The following is a 23,022-nucleotide window of genomic DNA, read 5'->3' on the forward strand; positions in this document are numbered from 1 at the left end:
CAAAAGTCAAAAGTCAAAAGTCAAAAGTAAGAGAAAGAAAAAGATGCTTTCTTTTACTTGATTGCCTTTTGCCTTTTGCCTTACTTGAGTGCTTCTAACCCTAAATCCAGCGTGTCGCATCTGGTAAAAAAGTCGATGAATCCGGTGATGGACATGGTGTCCTGAATTTGTTCAGAAACACCTACTAGCACCAACTTTCCATCGTTGCCAGTTACCTGCCGATACAGCGACAGCAAAAATCGCAAGCCAGCACTGGAAGTATACGGAACCTGGGTCATATCCAGGATAATTTTGCTCCCTGGTTGAGCCAGAGGTAAAACTTTTTCTTGCACTGCTGATGCTGTACTGGCATCAATGTCACCAGCCATTTCAACCACAGTTACTTCTTCTGGAAGCGTTTTTATATTGATGTCCATGTTGCTTTACTTTTTTCCCTGACCAGAACGATTGATTAGTCATTGGTCATTAGTCATCAGTCACCCAATGCCCAATGCCCAATGCCCAATGACTATGACTTATTTAGGAACGATTTGCACCTTAACCTTGACTTGTTCTTGGGTGTCTGGCAGCTTAACTGTCAGGGCGTCCGAATCAAAATCGGTATACTCTTCTTCGTTTACCCAGACTTTGCCAATGCCTATACTGCCGGGGGGCAGTATATCTGGCGATACTCGCAGGATATTGTCCTTAAAAGCCCCAGGCTGCGGCTTGAAGTACAAGTCCATCGGCTGCTTGGTAATTAACAGGTTAGTGTAAGTCGCCGCCAGGTAGCACAGTTCCGTTGAGTGATAACCGCTCATTGAGTGGCTGCCTTTTAAACGCTCGTTACCCATCAGGAAGGGCAGTCCGTTTGCCAGGACGTTGAAGTAGACGCCGCCGTCGTCATGATCCAGGAAGTGTGCGTTGTAGAAGGCTGCTCCCTCGCGAGCGTGACGCAAGTGTTCGGGTTGCTTGTTGATCCCGTGCAGGATCAGGTAGGCCAAAATCGCTTGTTCTTGCTGCCACCAAGCTTTGCGATCGTGCCAAACAAAGCGGTGTTGTTCTTCGCCTTCGCCCAGAACCCTTTCTACCACATCGTACCAACCACCGCGCTGCTGGTCGCTACCCGCAGCGGGTGTGACAGCGGCAATTTTTTCTGCCAGAGCCACATAGTTATCTTTGGGTTTCAGGCTGTTCATCCGCATCAAGTTCCAGGCAATTTTCAGGTTATGCCCGACGACGGCGCGATTTTGCTGCCAACCCCAGGTTTTGTCGTGGCTCCAGTCCTCATAGAATTTTTCTTGGACAAACGGGCTGTTTTCGTAGTCTGGGAAGTATTTTGCGATCGTGTCAAAAGTGTACTCCAGCATATCGGCGTATTTCTGTTCGCCGGTTGCCAGATACAGGTTGATCAGGTACGCTGGGGCGTGGTCGCCAACTGAGTTCCAGTTTTTGCGGCCTTGGTTGCGACCCAAAGACTCAGCACGCGGGTCGAGGGTGATGGGGTCGATGTGGGAGAAATAGCCTTCTTTCTCTTTATCCAAGTAGAATTTGTTAAACAAATCGATCGTCATCTCCGCATCTTTGATGATGCGCGGATCGCCAGTAATCCGGTAAGTTTGGATCGGGCCTGCTAGGGCATAGATTTGTTCGTAGGCTGGGATGCAGTCGTAGTCGTCGCTAAACTCGGAGACGAGCAGTTTTAGCTCCCGATTGCCTTGTACCTTAATGCCGTGATACCAGTAAATCAAATCTTCTTCGGTATCATAAAATCGCATATGATCCCGCAGGTATTCTGTACCTTTTTCAGCGGCTTCCAGGAAGCGGTCTTCCCCCGTCATCAGATAAGCTGAGGCAAAACCATAAACCAGTCGAGAAACGGTGTCAGTTTCTTGCAGATAATCGTCGCGCTTTTTACCGCCAGATAGGTTGAGGAAAGTGCGGTATTCCCGGTAATCGATCGGCTCACGAGGATAATCAAACTGCCACTTTAGGTAAGAGTCTGCGATCGATCGAATCTGGTTGAGCCACCAATCCGGTTCTTCATGGCGATATTTGTCAGGAGCTTCACCCGGAAATACAAATGACTTGACGTCAAACTTATGTCCGTCTGCCTGCGGGTAGAAAACACCATAGGCAAATACGTGCTGACCGGGGGTTAATAATTCGCCGAGCCGTTGGGTAGCATCAATGTAAGATTCTTCTAGATTTTGGGAAATCCGACCCCATGCAGTCGGGGTCAAGTACGCCGTGTATTCCCGTCCATCTGATGTTTTAATGCCGAAACATTTTTCTTGGCGATTAAAGTGGGTCACGTACCCACCGATCGTATCCGAAAATGAAAAACTCATGCGATCCATTGGGGTTGCCTCCTGGATGTTTTAACAAAGCAGTTAACGGCTAATCAACACATCAAAATTTATCAGTTACCTACGCTACTTACTACTTTTCAATTTCGGCTACAAAAGCATCCATGAATTCATCTACAACGCCGGGATGCTTGCCAGTAATTAGGTTGCCATCTATAACCAGATCGGCAGTTATGTCACCATCATAGACAACATCGGCACCCGCATTTTCAACATCGCAAATAATGTTGTGGGCGCAAGTAACTTGGCGACCTTTGAGTAAATCGGAATCGGCGCATAAAAGCCACAAGCTATGACAGATTGTGCCTATTTTCACATTTTCTGCACTCATAGCTTTTCTAATAAAAGCTACAGCCGGAGCTTGACTTTTCTCACCTTTTTTCACATTAACCTGATATCTCAACCGATCCATCGCATAGGCACCAATGCAAATAATGCCTTTATAATCAGCCGGGTCAATATCGTTAATTTCTGTGCTGACAGTCGCATGATATTCTACTTTGTCATTCTCTGGGTTGGAGCCAAAGGTTAATTCTTTATTGCCCCACAAATGAGAGATGTACTCGACTTCATATCCTTGTTGAGGAAAGTACTCATTGAAGCGGCGATATTCCGTGGGATCGAAGTGTTCTTCAATGATTACACCAATTTTTCCTTTGATCTCATCTGTCATGATATCCTAACTCCTTATATCAAGGGATTAAGTTACGCGCTTACCGAAAACCCTACAAATTTGGCATCGTAGGATTTCATATTAAAGCACTTAACTGGGAGGCTGTCACAATTGCACTCATTTTCTTAATCTGACTCGCCAGAAATTTGTTTCTCGATCGGTCTTTGCTGCGTCGCGACTCTTAGCTTTTTGTATTTATCGCTACACCCCTTTATGGGGCGAATACCGGCGTAATATCCATGTAGATATTCAGTTGCCGAATTAAGTCGCCTTCCATACGGATGACATCGGTGCAGGGAAGCGTAAACACTTTACCGTCATGACGGGTGTAGGTGACATCCATTTCACAAATCGCTGTGTCTCCCGTCTCCCAGATCGATTTGATGTTGTGAGATACGGCTTTCACTTTCTGGCGGAAAAGAACCGAAGAATCGCGAATGCCAGAACGTCCGATTGTAGGTTCAGTATTGCCAAACTGGTATACTGCGTCCTCAGTAAAAATAGATGCGAATTCATCCGCAGAGTTGCTTTCCTCCAGCCAACGCTTGATTATTTTTGCTATGTCTCCTGGAAGCTTTTTTGACATTTTTTGACCAATCAACGCCGCTTATAGGTTGCTAATAACTGAGTATTATCCTTGTTTCTTCCCTCTTGCCTCTTCCCCTAGTCTCTAGCCTCTAGTGCAGCGCGGCAGAAATAATCCACCAGTTCAGAAGTAGTTAAATGCCTTACACTCAAAGGATTTTTGACTTTTGACTTTTGACTTTTGACTTCCGCGTAGCGGCACTAGCCTCTAGTCCATCTTATACTAGCGCCCCTTATAGGCTGCTAATAATTGAGCGTTATCGAGGAATTCGCGATAGCTCAACAATACGCCATTTTTGACGGTGAGGATATGAACGTAGTCGGACTTAAAGTCTATGCTAGTAGCCTTCACCATACTGTGAACGTATCCCAGGACAATGATCGTATCCCCTTCGGCGATAAACTTGTGTTGTACGGAATTCTTAACTTCAAGTGTAGTAACCAGCGTTTGCAGGAAGTCTAGTATTTGCTTTTTGCCTTTACGCAAACCGCACAAGGGGATTTCTGTTGGGCCAATTAATTCCCAAGTACTCTCCTCTGTCATAGCGTCTAGCCAAGGCTGGATCTCGCCCCGTTTAAATGCCGCGTACAACCCTTTGATAAACTCCAAGTTGGACTGCGTATCAACTGGTTCTTCATCCTTGGCGAATAAAGGATTAAGGTCTAGGTAGGCTCGCAGTTCCCGAATTAAGTTGTTATCGTCGAATCGGATGGTATCGCAGCAGGGAAGCTTAAAAACTTTGTCGTCTTGGCGGGTGTAACTAAGCACCATTTCGCATACTACTGTATCGCCTCCCAACTCCCACATGGCTTTGATCTCGTGGGAAACTTTCTTGAACATTTGCATGACAGGACCTGCTAAGTCCTTAATACCTTGGTGTCCGTAGACAGGATCGTTGTTGGCGACTTTATAAAATGCGTCTTTACTGAAAAAGGAGACGGTTTTGTCTACGTCGTTGGTTTCGACGGCGACGAACATTTTTCTCACTATTTCTGACATTACGCCTGGAAATCTCTCTATTGACATAAATCCTCCGTAGGTTTGTATAGTTTGTTTGGGAATCGTGCAGAGGTAAACTGGTATGAGGAATGCGATCGCAACTAACTAGAGTAATTAGGCCGCGAAGACAGGAGAAATGTCCATATAAATCCGCAATTCCTGAATTTTGCCGCCCTTAATGAGGATGGTGTCGCAGCAGGGAAGCGTAAACACCTTGCCATCAAAGCGGATGTAGGTAACCTCCATTTCGCAAACCACCGTATCTTCTCCAATTTCCCACATATTTTTGATGTGGTGGATTACTTTCTCAACCGTTTTGATGAATTCACCTGAAGCTTCCCGGATGCCTTGGGGGCCATATACGATCGGAAAATTACTGAACTGGTACAACCCATCATTGGCGTAGAATTTGACGAAGTTGTCTATATTCATCGACTCGCCAGCTTTGAACAGCTGTCTGACCAGATTTGACATTTCACCCGAACTTCCTGCTGTCGTGGTTGCTGGCGGTCTTAATGCAGATGGAACGGGTGCTTGATTGTTGGTATTTTCACCCTCTAGGATACTTTTGAGCTGCATAACAGCGCCTTGGATCTTTTTTGGTTTGGCAGCTTCAATAAACCACTTAGCATCCGGGTGTTGTTCTGCTGTGTTGCTGCTAGGCTTGAGGTCAATGGTGTAAGTGACTATCGGCACAGGCCCTGATTTGTGAACTTCAGGGGAAGTTACTTTGTTAGCGATCGTGCCTGTAAAAATCGGGTGATCTACCAGATGGAATGTTACCGAACCTTCTTCTTTGTTCACATAGGTTCTTTCTTTCATGTGCATCTCCGAGGTTTTTATTTCTCGGAGAATGCCTCCATCCGGGTATTTTTCCCAGACCTTATAAAACTCAACTTCATATGGAATATACTTGTGGGGATTTTCCATTTTATCCAACAAATGATTCCATATTGTTTCTAGCGAGGCATTAACAGGAGCGCTCCATGTGGCGTAAAGCATAGGTTTTAAAAGACTTCAGTGTAAATGTTGGTAGCACTTTACCAACTAAAGTTACAGAGTGGATTTGAAAGTTGTTGAAAAGTTTAAGACATGAAGACAGGAGAGATGTCCATATAGATCCGCAATTCGCTAACCTTGTCTCCTTTAAAGCGGATGGTGTCGCAGCAGGGAAGCGTAAACACTTTGCCATCAAAACGAATGTATGTAACTTCCATTTCGCAGATTACCGTGTCTGCTCCAACTTCCCAAATATGCTTGATTTTGTGATATAAAGCCTCAACTGTCTGAATGAAAGCTGTTGAAGCATCTTTGATTCCTTTAGGGCCGTATACAATTGGGAAGTTACTAAATTGGTAGAGGGCGTCGTCGGTGTAGAACTTGACGAAATTGTCAACATTCATGGATTCGCCTGCTTTGAACATTTCCTTGACTATCTGTGTCAGCTGTCCGGGAAATCTTTCGCTTGTCATAGCTTTTTCCTGCGTTGCGATCGTAGGTTCTTTTATGGTATGAGATCCTAGCCAAGCGGAGGTGGGTTTTGTGATGGTATCTGAAGCCCAAGGGAAGCTTGTTCCGTGCGCTTCGTTATATTCCTTTTGCGCTCTGCGGAACATTTGATTGGCTTTGCGAGTTACTTGGTTAAATTCCAGCTGTTCGCCGTTTGGCCCTTTACAATAAAACAGCGACCAACCGTGAAAGTCGCCAAATTCTGCATCCGAGTATCCTTCGATAAAATATTCAGGCTCGTTCCAGAATTTGTTGGCGTAGTATTTGAGCGCTACTTTTCTTCTTTCTTCTTCCGAATTAACGTGAATAATTCGGTTACAAATGACGCCTGTCATCCCTCGGCTTTGACATTCTTCTTCCAAGATTTTGGCGAACATATTGAGATCCACATCATCTTTTACGTGGAAAGAGATGTGGGGTACGTTCGCGAAACCTACGCAGGAAGGAACTTTTTGGTAAACGTTAGGTGCATTTACATTCAATTTAGCATCTCTGAAATGTATCACCTCTATTACGGTGTTGCCAAAGGAAATGAACCTAACGTCCAAAGCTTCTTTCGTCCCATCTCTTAAGTCTGCTACGCCAAGTTCTCTGGGGTCGATACCTCGTTGAATTGCCTCAATATCTTCCTTCTGGAAGAGAGTATTGTGTACCACTGGGCCAATAAATCCATCGCCGCTAATGGCGATTTTTCCCCCTAACACTTCGGTGTAAAATTCTATGGCTTTTGCCATATTATCAACTGTGATACCGAAGTGTTGCACTCCTTGCAAGTAATGACCTAAGCTTTTCTTACTATTCTGGTTGCCGCTCATCATAGAAACTACGTCGTCCCTCAGTTGATTGGTTGCGCCTATGTTTAGGATCAGTTCTGCCACCCTGGAACTGCGTTGTCCCGCCAGAGTAATCTTGCTGTCGTAGACAAATGTGTGAGATGTTCGCTCTGGAAATGGAGAGATGTCTTTAACGTACTCTGCTTGGTCTTTTATGGCAGTAGCGTACTCTTTGGAGGCAAAAAACTTTTCCATTTCCAGGGGATTGGAGAAGGCAATTTCAAAGGCGGCTTGATATTGCTTCTGGGGCGGTTCGTGATGAACTACTCCCGCCGCTTCGGGACGCGAGTTGTCTACTTCATCAAATATATGCAGTCGGAATTTGAGAACTGATTCGTTTTGAACAACAGCTGGTGCAAAGCTGTTTTTCATGTAAGACTGAAATTCTTCGACGGTGGCGCGATCGGCTTTTCTGACTAAAACGTGGAATTTGAGAACGCCTACTTCTCCGTTGGGATCGCCTGTGGGGATGCCGTCAACGTAGGTTTTGGAGTTACCGGGACTGCTGTTGTAGCCGATCGCTTTGCTGAACAAGTTGTGTTCGTCGTCCATCAGTATGGCTGCTGCTTTAAACCATGTCTGACGGTCTTGTTCTGTTTCAAATGTTAGTTCGGCAATGCCATCGAATTGATCTTCTTCCGCAGTAATGTAATTTACGCTATTACTTTGCGGCCAAATACCACCTTGATTGTGTGCTAGGTGAAATTGCCAGTATTGGTGTTGTCCTGGTAGTCTGGCGCACACTGGGCCATGAACGTCTTTCCAATAGTTATCGAAAAGTTCTAAGGTGATGCCTTTTCGTTTCCACAAGAGGACGTAGAAGGCGACTTTTCCTTTTTCGTCGCGGCTGGCATAATCAACCTGCCTAACTGGAGTTTTACTTTGGGGAACGCTCGTTTCCTCAAAAAATTCTTTAACTAGACCGGAGGCAGCTCCGACCTTGTTAAATCCAGTGTAAGCGCTCAAGAAAAAAAGCAGTTCTTCGATTTCGGCGCGGGTGGCTCCTTGCTTGAGAGCCATGTCTATATGCGATCGCAAAGGATTGACAGTACCTTTTTGATTTTGGTTGACAATATCAACTGCGATCGTAATTAGAGCTTTGGCTTTTTGGCTAATGAATGGCTGCCCCCATGCTTCGCCTGCTACGCGAGTAACAAAGTCACCGAACTTCAGGTTGACACCTTTTAAACCCGCCTGAAGTTCTTGATCGTCGAGAACTGCATTTTGGTATTCTTTGTTCTCTGTCATCTCAACCTGTGGTGATCAACCTGATTAGTTCGTTAGGTGCAAAAACATCGCGGTAGAATGTTAGCTGCTCGGTTTTTAGGTGGCACCCGCCTCGGTGTCCGCGTCGAACCCAAGTTACATTTCCTTTGGCCAGTGTTTCGTTGGTAGCATCGTCTACGCACTTCCATTCAAAATACGTAACTTCACCGTGAAACATCACGATCGGCCAGCACATGGTTACTCCAGGCTGAGCAATCAACGCCCACCAATGTTTTTCGCGCTCTTTTTGTTGTTCCAATCCGAAATAAGGGCCATCCTGACAGAGATAAACGAGATCCTCGCGATATTCGCCAGTTAAAATATCACCGCGTCCCTGTCTCAATGCTTCGCAATGAGTAGGCCACCAATCTTTGTTTTCTTGCTCGATTTGTTGGAGCGTATAATAAGGGCCAAGTTCTGGCAATGTCCTTTCTTTCATTGCCACAAACCTTTCGGCATCTTCGATCAGTTTTTTAGCCACATAAGAACTAACAAGTCCAGGCCGAGAATAATCGGCTGACAAATCTTTGTAGAAATTAACTCGTTTGTTCAGTGGTTGTTTGCTGGTTTGATTTGCTTGCATAGTTTGTGTTGTGCTGCTAGTAGAACCGTTTGGTTGTGAAAGGATAAGTTTTTGGTCGAGCATCAGAGAAACTATGTCGTCTCTCAGTTGATTGGTTGCGCCTATACTTACGATTAAATCCGCAACAGTAGAACTGCGTTGACCGGCTAAAGTCATCTTGCTGTCGTAGACAAATGTGTAAGCTGTTCGCTCTGGAAATGGGAAGATATTTTTGACGTATTTTGTCTGGTCTTTTACGGCAGTAGCGTACTCTTTGGAGGCAAAGAATTTTTCCATTTCCAGGGGATTAGAGAAGGCAATTTCAAAGGCGGCTTGATATTGCTTCTGAGGCGGTTCGTAATGAACTACTCCCGCCGCGTCGGGACGCGAGTTGTCTACTTCATCAAATATATGGAGTCGGAATTTGAGGACTGACTCGTTTTGCACCACAGTTGGCGCAAAAGTGTCTTTCATGTAGGAGCGAAATTGTTCGACGCTGATGCCATCGGCTTTGGCGACTAGGACGTGGAACTTTAAGATCCCCAATACACCGTTGGGATCGCCTGTGGGGATGCCGTCAGCGTAGGTTTTGGAGTTACCGGGACTGCTGTTATAGCCGATCGCTTTGCTGAACAAGTTGTGTTCGTCGTCCATCAGTATAGCTGCTGCTTTAAACCATGTCTGACGGTCTTGTTCTGTTTCAAATGTTAGTTCGGCAATGCCATCAAATTGATCTTCTTCCGCAGTAATGTAATTTATGCCATTATTTTGCGGCCAAATACCACCTTGATTGTGTGCTAGGTGAAATTGCCAGTATTGGTACTGTCCTGGTAGTCTGGCGCAGACCGGGCCATGAACGTCTCTCCAGTAGTCATCGAAAAGTTGTAAGGTGATGCCTTTTCGTTTCCACAGGAGAACGTAGAAGGCGACTTTTCCTTTTTCATCGCGAACGGCGTAATCTGCCTTTCTCATTATCTTGTTTTCCTTTGTCCAATGCTAGTGCTTGTTAAATTCTCCTTTGTGCCAAATACTCGTTAAGCGATCCGAAGGCGGCTGCGACTTTGTTGAATCCAGTATAAACGCACAAAAACAAAAGCAGTTCTTCGATTTCTTCACGAGTTACTCCATTTTGAAAAGCGATATCTAAATGGAGTGAAAAAGGATTGTTTGGGCCGACATGATCTTGATTGGCAATATCAACTGCGAGGGCGATTAAAGCCTTGGTTTTAATGTCAATTAATGGTAGGCTCCAGGCTTCACCAACTACCCGAATACTGAAATCGCCCAATTGGGGGTTAACGCTTTTCAAATCTTTTTGCAGCGCTAGATTATCCAAAATCGGGTTGGCCGTTTTCACCATTGTTGCTGTCCTTGGTGGTGGATATTGTTGAAGATTTACGTTATCAAAAAACTCGTTGAGCGCACCGAAACAACTGGCGACTTTATTGAATCCAGTATAAACGCATAAGAACAAAAGCACGGCTTCGACTTCTTCGCGGGTGGCTCCTTGCTTGAGCGCCATATCTATATGGGCTCCAAAAGGATTGCCTGGGCCTTTTTGATCTTGATTGGCAACGTCAACTGCGATCGTTATTATAGCTTTGGTTTTTTGGTCAATCAAAGGTAGACCCCATACTTCGCCTGCTACGCGAGTAACAAAATCACCAAATTTGGGATTGAGGCTTTTTAAAGCGTTTTGCAGGTCTTTATCTTCTAAAACCGCGTTTTTGTAGTAGTATGCCATTTTCTATCCTACAGTTACATTCTAATGTCATCGTTTACTTAATGCCTTGGCTCCTTGTAGAGACGTTTCATGAAACGTCTCTACAAGATTTTTTGGAGATGTCCAATCAACAGCAGCCGCTTTTTTAGATTATGATGCCGAGAGTAACTTTATTAAATTACACCTTCTAGAAGACTTACAAAATCTTAACATTATTTAATTTCTCCTCCTTTAATTAAACATTTTTTAACAAAATCTAAAGACTAACTCGACCATATCTACCTTGGATCGATTAAAAAATTTCCATCAGTGCCTTGCTTACTTTTGTCTAAATTGATCTTTCCATAAATAGGCTATTTTGGCAAAGCCAAACAAACTCCTGGGTATGTTCGCTTGCTAAAAAGTCCACCTGTATTATGGCATTGCTTCAGATTGGGACGGCTCAGTAAAGAGTAACTTTTTTAAGTGGCAATTTACACAGTTTTACCTAATCAAACATGGCTGCTTTGGACACGATGAGGTTCCTTATGTAGAAAATTTTAGGGCCAGGATTTAGTGTAAAGTGTCAAAGCTGTTCGCAGCTTGACAAAGATAAACGCTCATGTTAATTCAGCTTGATATTCAATCCTCTGGGTTTTATTTAGCTCCAAGCACAAGATAACTTATTGTCTGACCTCTAAATCATTAAAAGATTGTAATTTTTTCTTTTTTACTCCTTACGGGAGATGACGGTATATAACTGAGTGTATTATATCGCCACAAAGAAATGAAGTGCCTCATTGGGAGAGATGTCTGGCAATGGTAGGGGCGACGATCGAGTATGGCGGGAGGCGATCGATCTATATCACCTCAATCAGTTCTAACCAACGTTCGATCGCAGCGTCAAGGGTATATTGTAGGTTTTGGAACGGATGGCAAGATTGTGTTAAAGTTAAGGTTTTACGTTTTGTCAAGATGCCATCTCAGCCAATTCCAACCAGCGTTCAGTCGCCGCATCAATAGCTAGAGTCAAAGCTTCCACCTGCTGGTATAGTTCGCGCACCTTAGTGACCTCTCCTGGAGGAGCATTGTAAAGCGCTTTTTGGGCCTCTGATTTTTGGGCCTCCATCTGGGCAATCTTAGTTTCAAGCGTCTCAAATTCGCGCTTTTCTTTAGAGGAAAGCTTGCGGGGCTTGTTATTATTAGATTGCTGTTCGCTAACTTTGGAACGAGTTTCTTTAGGTTTTGTTTCTAGCTTGGGCGATGCGTCTTCTTCTGCCTTTTTGAAATCCAGATAAACGGAGTAGTTACCGGGATATTTGCGAATATTCCCTCCCGACTCTAAAGCAAAGATAGTATCTACAGTGCGATCGAGAAAATAGCGATCGTGAGAAACTACAATTACGCAACCGTTGAAATCTTCCAAATATTCTTCCAACACCGCCAACGTCTGTACATCCAAGTCATTGGTAGGTTCATCCAGAATCAGCACATTAGGCGCACTCATCAAAACTCGTAATAGAAACAGACGCCGTTTTTCACCGCCAGAAAGCTTATTAATGGGTGCATATTGCTGATTGCCAGGAAACAGAAAACGCTCCAACATTTGCGAGGCGCTAATCTGAGTTCCATCGGCAATTTTGACAAATTCTCCTTCCTCTTTGATGTAGTCAATTACCCGCTGATTTTCGTTCATCGCCGCGAGCAATGCTTCAGAATGCTGGTCGAAATAGCCGATGAGAATTGTAGAACCAAGCTCAACACGACCTGAATCAGGTTGAACTAGACCTGTAATAATATCCATTAGAGTCGATTTCCCAGCACCGTTGCCACCAACAATACCGATGCGGTCTTCTGGATTAAAGTTGTAGGTGAAATTGTCGATCAAAGTGCGTCCGTCGTAGGCTTTAGAGATATTCACCATCTCGATAACTTTTTTGCCAATGCGACGTCCAGGGGTAGCTATATCAACTTTTCCTTGAACTTGTTTAAACTCAGTACCCTGCATATCGCGTATGCGTTCGATGCGGGCTTTTTGTTTCGTGCTGCGAGCTTTTGGCCCGCGCTTCAACCATTCCAATTCACGACGCAATACGCCTTGATGTTTGCGCTGACTGCTGACGGCAGATTCTTCAGAGAGGGCTTTCTTTTCCAGATAATAAGAATAGTTACCATCGTAGGTGTAGAGGTCGCCTCTGTCAATTTCGACGATGCGATTGGTGACGCGATCGAGAAAATAGCGATCGTGCGTAATTAGCAAAATCGCGCCCCGAAAACGATTCAGGTAACTTTGCAACCATTCGACAGATAGCGCATCCAAATGGTTTGTCGGCTCATCCATCAACAGCACATCTGGCTCAGAAAGTAAAGCAGCTGCTAGTGCAATCCGCTTGCGGTATCCTCCCGATAAACTGCCAATCCGAGCGTCGAAATCTTCGATCCCCAACTTGGTGAGGATAATTTTAGCATTAGTTTCTACTTCCCAAGCGCCAGTAGCATCCATGCGCTGCATGACCACAGATAGACGAGCCATGAGTTGGCTATCTTCTTGATGGTGCGCTAGTTTATCGGAAAGTTCCTCATACTCGCGGACTAAAGCCATTTGCTCGCCGCTATCAGTAAAAATCTGCTCTAAAACCGTGCGATTTTCATCTAACTCCGGTTGCTGAGGCAAATAGACAATGCGAGTGCCAGAATTTACTAAAATTTGACCGCTGTCAATCGATTCTAGACCGGCAATCATCTTTAGGAGAGTGGATTTGCCAGAACCATTGGTGCCAATCAGTCCGACTTTATCAGTGGGATTGAGACTAAAGTAGGCGTCTTTGAGGATTTCCTTGATACCAAAGTCTTTTTTGACCGATTGCAGTGTAAAGATACTCATAATTCGATCGACAGTAGGGAAAGAGGGGCTAGGGGAGGGGGCAAAGGGGCTAGGGGAAGAGGGGAAGAGGGGAAGAGAGAGAATTCTTACTCAGGACTCAGGACTCATCACTCATCACTCATCACTCAGGACTCCTCACTCAGCACTCCAGAAGCACTCATCACTCAGCACTTTGCTATAAATCTTCTCGCACGACGCCCTCGATTTCTAGGATAAAGTCGGCTCCATAAACCTTTGATGGGGTCTGGAAACCCACATCCACCTGGAAAGCCAGGACATTTTGCGCGATCGCCAAAGCAGTCATAGCTGTTAGAGTATAACCTTCCGGGCCTTGTAGTCGAGAAACTAACTTTTTACCAGCATTGTCTTCCACCTCTCCCCACAGCAGGCTTCTACCCTGTGTCCGTTGAGAGTCGTTTGGCCCAGGCGGTTGTTTCTGAATCAGGCGCTTCTGGAATTCTTGCACGGGGGGTAAGGCTAGCAACCAACCAATATAGCGGCTCAGAACCATCGCCTTGCGCGTGGAAGCGGAAAATGCGGCATAGACCTCGATGTCGGGAATCCCGGTGCTGTAGTAAGCTGTGGACACATCGCCCCAAGGAATTGTCGTGGCTTCGATTGGGCCTTCTCCAAAGTCTATGATGCGAGTTTTCCAAGCTGTGGGAACGGGGGTGAGAACGCCGCCACGCCTCACCAAACCTCCTTTATTCTGAGCTTCTACCATTGTGGTGGCAGTTCCCCGCGAAACACCTCCCTGTGTTTGAAAAGCGAGGGAAAGGCGCTTGGCATCTGGGAGGCGTCTTTTGAGGTGTGCGGCTAGGCAATCTGAGGGTACGACATCGAAACCAACACCAGGGAGTAGCATTACTCCGGCGGTTTTGGCTTCGGGATCGCGAGATGCGATCGCCTCAAATACGCCGATTTCTCCAGTAATATCCAGATAGTGGGTTTTTGTCCGCAGACATCCATCCACCATTGGCTTAGAAGTCCGTGAAAATGGCCCAGCACAGTGGAGTACTGCTGGCACATCCGCCAAAGCTTCGTCTACAGCGGCTTCATCATCCAGAGAGAAGGCGCGATATTCCAAACTGAGTTCTGTTGCAAGCGGCGCAATCTTATCGGGATTTCGTGCCGCTAGGATGGGTCGAAGTCCGCGCTGTACTGCTAGTCTGGCAATCAGGGCACCAGTATAGCCGTTGGCACCGTATAACAAAAAGTTTGATGACATCAGAATTACTGTAACTGCCTAACTTCTATCTTAGTGGAGCAATTCATCTCCCGTTAAACTTCGTTGTAACGGGAGATGAATTGCGACCTACTAATAAATTGAGCGTAGCGAATCCGATGCGGATTGACCTTGATTTTTCACATACAGTAAGCATATAATAGCATTAATTGAGCCTTGATTGACTGATGTTCAACGTTTTAAAGGTAAGACTTTATCCTAACAAAGAACAGCAAGTAGCCTTAGCCAAAAACTTTGGTTGTTGCCGCTTTGTTTGGAATTACTACCTAAATAAAACTACCACTCAGTATCAGGAGACGGGGAAAAGGTTGAGTTACTGCGACATGGCGAAAAACTTAACCCAACTTAAGAAGCTTGATGAATACTCATGGCTACAAGAAGCTACCGCTGGCACATTACAGCAATCACTAAGAAATCTGGAGACGGCATTCAAGAACTTTTTTGACCATCGGGCTAGATTTCCTAAATTCAAAAGCAAACATAACAAGCAATCAATTCGTTACCCTGAAAGTTGTTCAATTAAAGGTAATGGTGTAAAGCTACCCAAATTAGGAATTGTTAAAGCTAAGTTAACCAAAACTATAAGTTGCCAAATCAAATCTGTAACTGTTTCAAAAACAAGTACAGATAAATATTTTGCCGCTATTTTGTTTGAGACTGAGGAGTTTAACAATGCCAAAACAGGTAAAATTTCAGGGATTGACCTGGGATTAACCAGTTTTGTGACTGTGTTTGATGGAGAAAAGTACTACAAAGTCGATCCAATCAAACCGACAAGAAAATATGCCAAACGGTTAAGACGAAGGCAACAATCTTTGTCTAGAAAAAATCTGGGCTCTAACAACCGTAAGAAACAAGTTAAGAGGGTGGCTAGAGTCCATGAAAAAATCACTAATACTAGACTTGACTTCCTGCACAAACTCTCACGAAAGTTCGTTGACGAAAACCAAGTCATTGTGGCTGAAAACCTTTGTATAAAAGGTTTAGCACGTACCAAATTAGCTAAGTCAATATTGGACGCTGGTTTCGGGATGTTGCTAAATTTATTGAGCTACAAACTGGAAAGAGAGGGAGGGAAGTTAGTTGAGGTTGACAGATTCTTCCCTAGTACAAAGCTTTGTAATTGCTGCAAGTTTAAAAACGATTCACTAAACTTAAGTGTTCGCGAATGGGTTTGTCCGAATTGCCAAAACCACCATGATAGAGATGAGAACGCAGCAAAGAATATCAGGGAAGAAGGTTTGAGGATACTGTCAACAAATACCGATGGACAATCGGTATTTCAAGCTTGTGGAGAGGGTGTAAGACTCGGTGGCGCAAGCGTCAAAAAGCAATCCTCTGTGAAGCAAGAATCTCCCGTCACAGCGTAGCTGTGACGGGAGAGTGTCAAGATGCTGTTTCGACTGGGCTTTGATTTCAACTATCTACCACAATTATCGATTATATCGAGGAATTAACAAATATGAACATCACTTTAAAACCAGAACAAGCAGAGTTAATCCAACAAAAACTCAACAGCGGTAAATATAACAATGCTGATGAAGTAATTAGTGCGGCTTTAGAATTATTAGAGCGACGAGATCGAGAGGATAGAACTTGGGTAGAAGAAACACGGGAAAAAGTGGATGTAGCCATTGAGGAACTCAGACGAGGGGAAGGAATTGATGGGGAGGTAGTGGTAACTCAGTTGCAAGAAAAATTACGCCAAGCGCGTCAGTTAACACTTTAGAAATTCTCCGGGTAGTGCATGATTCGCGCAATCTAAAAGAATTGTTTGACTCAGAAGAGGAAGATATTTAAACAAGGAATATGGGGTTGACAACACCCGTGCGATCGCTCCCTCACAACCCTTTCTTTCTCCCTTTTGAAGGGCGTATGATTGGATCGCAACATTGAGTCATAAACTGAGTCACTCCACAACTCCATCGATGGGAGCAACCAACAAGCGTGTGCGATCGCACTTTCCCTTTGCCCAAACGATCGCACATTTTTAGGAACGGTAATATAAAAGTAGGTTCAAATTAAATCTAGTGTCAATTCCGCTCAAGCTCAAACAATTTATCAAAGCTATCACTCCTGGCAAATCATCCTCTAGGGGGAAGCGCTCCAGTTCCGTGCATCCCCTCAAGCGGCTAATTGATTACGGGCAAGACTATCAAAAGCAAATTTGGCTGGCAACTGGCTGTTCCATCCTCAATAAAATCTTCGACTTGGCACCACCCGCCTTAATTGGCATTGCCGTGGATGTCGTGGTGAACCAAAAGGATTCCATCATTGCTGGTTGGGGTGTCAAAGATACCTTTGGGCAATTCTTAATTCTGTCCATCCTCACGGCCATCATTTGGATACTGGAATCGGTATTTGAGTACGCTTACGCTCGATTATGGCGGAATCTGGCTCAGAAAATACAGCACGAATTGCGCCTAGATGCCTATAACCATATCCAAGAACTGGAAATCGCCTATTTTGAAGAGCGCAGTACGGGCGGGTTGATGTCTATCCTCAGCGATGATATCAACCAACTAGAACGTTTTTTGGATGTGGGAGCCAATGACCTAATCCAAGTTTCCGCAACGGTGATAATTATTGGCGGCGCTTACTTTATCCTGGCACCCAGCGTGGCGTGGATGGCAATGCTGCCCATGCCGTTGATAGTTTGGGGATCGGTATATTATCAGGGACTACTTGCCCCCCGCTATGCGGATGTACGCGAAAAGGTGGGTCTCCTCAACAGTCGGTTGGCGAATAATCTGTCGGGAATGATGACGATTAAAAGCTATACGGCAGAGGAATACGAAGCAAGGCGTCTTGGGATGGAAAGCGACGGTTATCGGCAAAGCAATCGCCGTGCGATCGCGCTTTCTGCTGCCTTTGTCCCCTTAATTCGGATGATCATTCTGGCAGGATTCACGGCATTGCTGCTTTATGGCGGTATGGAAGCGGTTAACGGCAAAATGTCTGTGGGTACTTACAGCGTATTAGTTTTCCTAATTCAGCGCTTGCTCTGGCCTTTGACAAGATTGGGAGATACATTTGACCAGTATCAACGGGCAATGGCATCTACCAATAGGGTGATGAATCTTTTGGACACACCAATTGCTATTGATACTGGAGATAGACCCTTGCCAATCGCTCAGGTGCGGGGCGAGTTGATGCTGCGGGATGTGACTTTTGCCTACAATGGGCGCAAGCCAGTCATGGAGCATCTTTCCCTCCACATCCCCGCCGGGAAAACGATCGCGATCGTCGGTTCCACTGGATCTGGCAAGAGTACATTGGTAAAATTACTGTTGCGGCTCTACGAGGTTCAAGCGGGAACAATTACCCTGGATGGCATCGAATTGCGAGAGCTAAAGCTAAAAGATTTGCGATCGTGTATCGGATTAGTCAGCCAGGATGTATTCTTATTTCATGGCACTGTGGCAGAAAATATTGCTTATGGTAGTTTTGATGCTACTTTTGAAGAAATAAGAGCGGCAGCTAAAATTGCCGAAGCTCACGACTTTATCATGCAACTGCCACAAGGTTATGACACCATTGTGGGTGAACGGGGGCAGAAGTTATCGGGCGGGCAAAGGCAGCGGGTTGCGATCGCACGGGCTGTTTTGAAAAATCCACCAATTCTGATACTCGATGAGGCTACGTCGGCAGTGGATAATGAGACAGAAGCGGCTATTCAGCGATCTCTGGAACGAATTACCCAAAATCGGACTACGATCGCGATCGCCCATCGGCTCTCCACCGTCCGCAACGCCGATAGTATCTATGTGATGGAACATGGCAAATTAGTAGAATCGGGACGACATGAAGAACTGCTCCAGCAACAGGGGATTTATGCTAGCTTGTGGCGAGTGCAGTCGGGTTTGAAATGATATTGGCAACGACGGAAAGCAGACAATGGTAATGTTTAGTACTACCCAGTCAGATCGGGGTGAAAATAGCTGGCGAAGCCAGTTAAACGAATTCGTCAAAGCAAATCAGCAAGAATTGGCTGCTTTAGCTTGGGGATTATTTGTGCAACGAGGAGAGAGCGACAATAATACTCTGGGGATCGATCTCGAACCAAAGCCGCATTTTATCTATTGTGCCAGACCAGCTATTGAAGCACTCAATCACAAAGTTGATAACCAGCTTCAGGAGATCTTGGGAATTTTGGATGCTCATAATCCCAAACAAGAAGTTCTCCTTATCGGCATAGGAAACGCTCAAATCAAGCTAGTTCAGTTTGAACCGGAACCCCCACCACCAGTTTGCTTTGAGCAAGCTGCCACGGATGTGAATACATTGTTAGAACGGTTAGAGCAGCGGATGTGCGAACAGCTCAAGTGTTGAACATTTAGGTGATTAATAATACTCATTTGCAAAGTCGAATATGAAACGGCGCTTAGCTCTAGGACATTGATGACAAGGGTTTAATAGAATACTGGAGCAGCAGAAATGCTATTTACAAAAGTCAAGCGGCGTTACGTATTCGTCTTGTGGAATTGGGCTTTGTTTCTGTTCATCATATTACTTCTGTACCCGATCGGCTATGGCATTTTTCGATTAGCAATTGTCATACTTGGTTTTTTCCTTTGGCTAGGAGCTATATTTTTATTCTGGAATCGAAAAGTTATTAGATTATGCTGCATTTGCCTAGCTTCGATCGTTAGCGGCATAACTATCTTGCCCGGTTACGAGGTCAAGGGAAGCACTCTGCGCGAAGCCTACGTACAAGAACTCAATTACTACGAAGGAACTAAATATGTTTGGGGTGGCGAGAACAAATTCGGAATCGATTGTTCTGGTTTAGTTCGCAGGGGTTTAATTAATGCTTCTTACTAGCAACTTACTTAAAATCCCAATCGCGACACATTTCTTCAGGAGGGCCGAATGGATATAAGGCACAGTTTATCCCGTCCTTACCATAGTAATAGTGACAAACGTGACAAGGCTTAGTTTGGTCTAACTTTTGCAGCAAAATAGCCCAGTCCTTTTCAAGATTAGCCCGGTATTTAGTCGCATCCGAGTGATTTGCATTAATCTGCAATGCTTGCTCAAAAGCAGCAAGAGCATCTTCGTAAAACATGGTAATTTGTAAACCGTATTTTGTCCAGGCATCGGCACGGCATTCGTATAGTTTAATCAAATTTAGGTTTAAAACACCGTATTCAGTCCAGGCATCCGCAGAGGCGCTGTCAGCCCAATTTTTAGCGCCCAGTAACACTCGTTTTACCGTGCCAATTAGTTCTCTCGGCTGCCAAGGTTTGCCAATGTATGCTTCTGCAAGTTTTATACCTCCGTAAAGAGCCAACTGTTGCACCTTTACTGTTAAAAATACTACAGGTATATTTCTGGTTTGGGGGTTGGCTTTGAGCAGACGGCAAACATTGTAGCCATCTATCCGGGGCATCACGACATCTAGTAAAACTAGATCGGGACTGTTTTTCTGAATTTTCTTCAGTGCTTCGACACCATCAGACGCCTGGATAACGTCGAGTCCACTCCACGCTAGTTGGTGCGAGATGCACTCCCGCTGGCTGCGAGAGTCTTCCACAACTAGAACTGTACTCATAATTCGCTACCTGGGTACTGGGGTGAAATTTTGAGGATTTTGGGTAATATACGCAGATTCGACTTCCGGTTATTACATCAAAGTTACCCACTTTTCCTCAATTTCTTATCGTTTCCTCAGTAATTTCCCTGAAATGCCTGGTTACCTATCTGAAGTCTAAAATGTGCTGGGCGGTGATTTGGGGCTTTTCCAGGTGAGGGACGTGCCCGCAATCTTCGATCCAGATTAATTTACTATTTGCGATCGCCTTCTCAAACTTCCCCGCATCAGCAGTACCCAAAATGCGATCGCGTTCCCCCCACAAAATCAGGGTTGGCGGCACAATTTGTGCCAGTTTATCGCCAAAATATCCGTAACCGCCACTTCTAGTAAAAGCAATCAAAGCTTCACTCCACAGGGGCATTTCTAAATGTAATGCCGCACACAGTTGAGCATCTAAAGAAGCCAATTTTTCATCATGGTAAGCGTTTATACTAATTTTTTGACGGACTTTGGGGTTACGCAAAAAGGAGGTAGCCAGATAACCGAGAGGCGGTAACAGAAACTTCCCAATAGCAGGCGGCTTAGCAAAGCCAGCACTATCAATTAGTATCAACTTTTTGACTACTTGTGGGTAAGTAAGGGCGAAATCAATTGCAGCTGCGCCTCCCATCGAAGTCCCAACTAAAATAATCGGCTGCTCAATCAGCGTTTTCCAGAAATAGTATAGATGAGTCGCGATCGCACTTGGGCTAAACGGCAATCCAGCAACCCTTTCCGTAAACCCAAAACCCAGGAGATCGATCGCCCAAGTTTCGTTATTGGCGGCTAGAAGCGGCAGCAGGCGGCGAAACTCGAATATCGAACTATCGAAGCCGTGGAGTAACACGATCGGCCCTTCGCCGTCACCCTGACGAACGTAGGTGGTTGCGATCGATTCTTCGCTCAAAGGAGTTGCTACTGCCTGACGCTGGATGTTCTGAGCAAGAGCAATTGATGCGGGTTCTGTCAGTTGCTCGACTAAATACGGGAGAAAATTGGCAAACATGATTTTCAGTTTACCATAAAAGCGATCGCATCTCTCTTACAAAACAGCACTTCTTCAGTGCTGAGTCAGAATCTTCACTCAGCACTCAGCACTCAGCACTCAAAAAGCACTGTTTCACTGCTTTGCCGATATACATCACTGAAGTATCATCATTAATTTTTACTTTTACTACTCCTGTGCTTTTGAATTCTTTATAGCTAGCCCAATTAAGCTTTAAAGCTTCACCAAACATATCAAAACCTTTGATATCTATATCCGTAAAACCCCGTTCCTTCATTAAATCGGTAAGTTCCTCTGGTTTAATGAACTTTCTCCAATCGTGAACGCCTTGTTTAATTTCACGCAAGATATTTTCCATCAGCCAAATCATCACAAATTTTGATTTAAAATTTCTGTTTATTGTATCGAAGAAAAACAAACCATTGGGCTTCAAAATCCTGTGAATTTCCGAAATAACTTTGTTTAGGTCGGCAATATGCTCCAAAACATCAACACATACCACTACATCAAATGTGTTGTTTTCATAAGGCATCTCTTCTGCCAATCCATACTTGTAGTCAATTTTGATTCCCCGCTTAACCGCGTGTTCTTGTGCTTTTTCTATACATTTAGCCGAGCGATCGATCCCTGATACTTCTACACCCCTATCTGCCATAAATTCGCAGGAAAAACCCCCGCCACACCCGACATCTAACGCTTTCAAACCCTGCCAATTTGGCACATGGCGATCGAAAAAATCAAACCGTGGTTTATTCAGATGATAAAGAGCATAAATTTTTGAGTCTTCTTCCCACCAATTATTCGCATTCAAGTCATAAAATTCCAAGTCGTTTTTCTTCATTTTTCTCACTATTTTCTAGAAATCTAATTTGGGATTGCAGATTATCTTCCTAATATTCTACACTCTTTGTAATGACGAACTAACAGAACAGGAAGCAAGATCCCCCAATCTGGGAGATCTTGCTTCCTGTTCCCTCCAGATTTGGGGGGCTAGTGGGGCGAAACAAATAAAAAATATCCAACAACTTCTTGTGGGATGGGCGTCTCGCCCGTCCTACCCAGTTACCGGCGAGGCACCTTTGCCCCCTGACCCACTCTCGACAAGAACGAATAGGGATAAGTTGATTTTTTGTCAATCCCTTAGTAGCAGTTGGCGAACAAATATGATGGAATCTAACTACCATGAAACCTAGACCGCAAATTTGTTACGTGGGAACAACTTATCAAGAACTATGTATGGTTAAAAAAAGAGCGAAAATAGGCAGCTTAATTTGCTTAGTTTTGTTATTAATTTTATTCGTTATTTTCTCCGTGAATAGCGAGCTAAAACCTTTGCAAATCCTAATTTTTGGTTTTTTCTTACTTTCTCCGTGGTTGGGAGTATTTATATTTCAAATGCAGCGATGGGATTGCATTGAAATCAACGAAGCTGGGATTCGATATCAAGGAGTTTGGAAACCCCTGAAAGTATTTACTTGGAGAGAAGTGCTAAGTGTTGAGTTGGGATGGGAACCCAATCGCATAGGATTACCCTCAGAGATTAGAGAAATTTGTATCTGGGTGTATTCCTCAGAATCTACAAAACAACAAAGGATAATATTTACAAGCAGACATCGTAACCATAGGCAGGGCGTGCAGTTGCTGCTGGAAAAGATGAAACAGTATGACATTAGAGTCAAGGCTAACCCCGATCTGCTAGTGTGGCAGCAATGGGCTGAAGTTACTTAAACTTATTGGTTATTCGATGGTTTTATCTCTAGCGACTGTTTTAAGGTAGACTAAAACATCACACTACACTACGTAGACCGCGCCCACTTGAAGTTTGCGACCGTC

At 44.6% G+C, this 23,022-nt stretch carries 20 protein-coding genes; 6 read left to right on the forward strand and 14 right to left on the reverse strand.

The genetic code is table 11. From position 1 onward, the window contains the following. Positions 1-80: 80 nt before the first annotated feature. The 11 genes from LAY57_RS07745 to LAY57_RS07795 all read right to left on the reverse strand — a co-directional run bounded on the left by LAY57_RS07745 (position 81) and on the right by LAY57_RS07795 (position 14,590). Complete coding sequence (locus LAY57_RS07745) at positions 81-416, reverse strand: anti-sigma factor antagonist (RefSeq protein ID WP_249065832.1); 336 nt, start codon at positions 414-416, stop codon at positions 81-83. Positions 417-515: 99 nt separating this feature from the next. Further along, positions 516-2,339 carry an AGE family epimerase/isomerase gene (locus tag LAY57_RS07750; protein ID WP_249065833.1) on the reverse strand — a complete coding sequence of 608 codons (1,824 nt, stop codon included), beginning with the start codon at positions 2,337-2,339 and terminating at the stop codon, positions 516-518. Between the two features lie 82 nt (positions 2,340-2,421). After that, positions 2,422-3,021 (reverse strand): DJ-1/PfpI family protein, encoded by a 600-nt coding sequence (locus tag LAY57_RS07755; protein ID WP_249065834.1) that lies wholly within the window; start codon positions 3,019-3,021, stop codon positions 2,422-2,424. 211 nt (positions 3,022-3,232) lie between these two features. Beyond that, entirely contained in the window at positions 3,233-3,607 is a 375-nt protein-coding gene (locus LAY57_RS07760) for a nuclear transport factor 2 family protein (RefSeq protein WP_249065835.1), read from the reverse strand. Positions 3,608-3,829: 222 nt separating this feature from the next. After that, positions 3,830-4,633 (reverse strand): nuclear transport factor 2 family protein, encoded by an 804-nt coding sequence (locus LAY57_RS07765; RefSeq protein ID WP_249065836.1) that lies wholly within the window; start codon positions 4,631-4,633, stop codon positions 3,830-3,832. An 87-nt stretch (positions 4,634-4,720) separates the two neighbouring features. Continuing rightward, positions 4,721-5,608 (reverse strand): nuclear transport factor 2 family protein, encoded by an 888-nt coding sequence (locus tag LAY57_RS07770; RefSeq protein WP_249065837.1) that lies wholly within the window; start codon positions 5,606-5,608, stop codon positions 4,721-4,723. 83 nt (positions 5,609-5,691) lie between these two features. Further along, positions 5,692-8,196: an EthD domain-containing protein gene (locus LAY57_RS07775; RefSeq protein ID WP_249065838.1), complete on the reverse strand. Its 2,505-nt coding sequence runs from the start codon at positions 8,194-8,196 to the stop codon at positions 5,692-5,694. A 1-nt stretch (position 8,197) separates the two neighbouring features. Then, complete coding sequence (locus LAY57_RS07780; protein WP_249065839.1) at positions 8,198-9,748, reverse strand: EthD domain-containing protein; 1,551 nt, start codon at positions 9,746-9,748, stop codon at positions 8,198-8,200. A 34-nt stretch (positions 9,749-9,782) separates the two neighbouring features. Continuing rightward, entirely contained in the window at positions 9,783-10,520 is a 738-nt protein-coding gene (locus LAY57_RS07785; RefSeq protein ID WP_249065840.1) for a carboxymuconolactone decarboxylase family protein, read from the reverse strand. Between the two features lie 928 nt (positions 10,521-11,448). Then, positions 11,449-13,362, reverse strand: coding sequence for an ABC-F family ATP-binding cassette domain-containing protein (locus LAY57_RS07790; protein ID WP_249065841.1), 1,914 nt, complete (start codon positions 13,360-13,362; stop codon positions 11,449-11,451). A 175-nt stretch (positions 13,363-13,537) separates the two neighbouring features. Further along, positions 13,538-14,590: a saccharopine dehydrogenase family protein gene (locus LAY57_RS07795; RefSeq protein WP_249065842.1), complete on the reverse strand. Its 1,053-nt coding sequence runs from the start codon at positions 14,588-14,590 to the stop codon at positions 13,538-13,540. A gap of 185 nt (positions 14,591-14,775) precedes the next feature. On the opposite strand from LAY57_RS07795, the gene LAY57_RS07800 reads away from it, so the two are divergent. The 5 genes from LAY57_RS07800 (at position 14,776) to LAY57_RS07820 (ending at position 19,432) form a co-directional block, all read left to right on the forward strand. Next, a complete protein-coding gene (locus LAY57_RS07800; RefSeq protein ID WP_249065843.1) occupies positions 14,776-15,978 on the forward strand; it encodes an RNA-guided endonuclease InsQ/TnpB family protein in 1,203 nt (400 codons plus the stop codon). A 92-nt stretch (positions 15,979-16,070) separates the two neighbouring features. Continuing rightward, entirely contained in the window at positions 16,071-16,337 is a 267-nt protein-coding gene (locus LAY57_RS07805; protein WP_249065844.1) for a ribbon-helix-helix domain-containing protein, read from the forward strand. Between the two features lie 385 nt (positions 16,338-16,722). After that, entirely contained in the window at positions 16,723-18,480 is a 1,758-nt protein-coding gene (locus LAY57_RS07810) for an ABC transporter ATP-binding protein (protein WP_249065900.1), read from the forward strand. Positions 18,481-18,511: 31 nt separating this feature from the next. Further along, entirely contained in the window at positions 18,512-18,940 is a 429-nt protein-coding gene (ccmS, locus tag LAY57_RS07815) for a beta-carboxysome assembly chaperone CcmS (RefSeq protein ID WP_338022372.1), read from the forward strand. A 105-nt stretch (positions 18,941-19,045) separates the two neighbouring features. After that, on the forward strand, positions 19,046-19,432 hold the full coding sequence (locus LAY57_RS07820) for an NlpC/P60 family protein (RefSeq protein WP_249065846.1): 387 nt from the start codon (positions 19,046-19,048) through the stop codon (positions 19,430-19,432). 4 nt (positions 19,433-19,436) lie between these two features. Here LAY57_RS07820 and LAY57_RS07825 read toward each other — a convergent pair whose 3' ends face one another. The 3 genes from LAY57_RS07825 to ubiG all read right to left on the reverse strand — a co-directional run bounded on the left by LAY57_RS07825 (position 19,437) and on the right by ubiG (position 22,030). After that, positions 19,437-20,162 carry a response regulator gene (locus LAY57_RS07825; protein ID WP_249065847.1) on the reverse strand — a complete coding sequence of 242 codons (726 nt, stop codon included), beginning with the start codon at positions 20,160-20,162 and terminating at the stop codon, positions 19,437-19,439. Between the two features lie 145 nt (positions 20,163-20,307). Then, positions 20,308-21,189: an alpha/beta fold hydrolase gene (locus LAY57_RS07830; protein ID WP_249065848.1), complete on the reverse strand. Its 882-nt coding sequence runs from the start codon at positions 21,187-21,189 to the stop codon at positions 20,308-20,310. An 85-nt stretch (positions 21,190-21,274) separates the two neighbouring features. Further along, positions 21,275-22,030, reverse strand: coding sequence for a bifunctional 2-polyprenyl-6-hydroxyphenol methylase/3-demethylubiquinol 3-O-methyltransferase UbiG (gene ubiG / locus LAY57_RS07835; protein ID WP_249065849.1), 756 nt, complete (start codon positions 22,028-22,030; stop codon positions 21,275-21,277). Between the two features lie 341 nt (positions 22,031-22,371). On the opposite strand from ubiG, the gene LAY57_RS07840 reads away from it, so the two are divergent. Next, positions 22,372-22,917 carry a hypothetical protein gene (locus LAY57_RS07840; RefSeq protein ID WP_249065850.1) on the forward strand — a complete coding sequence of 182 codons (546 nt, stop codon included), beginning with the start codon at positions 22,372-22,374 and terminating at the stop codon, positions 22,915-22,917. The last annotated feature ends 105 nt before the right edge of the window (positions 22,918-23,022 follow it).

The sequence above is a fragment of the Argonema antarcticum A004/B2 genome, from assembly GCF_023333585.1.
GTDB lineage: Bacteria > Cyanobacteriota > Cyanobacteriia > Cyanobacteriales > Aerosakkonemataceae > Argonema > Argonema antarcticum.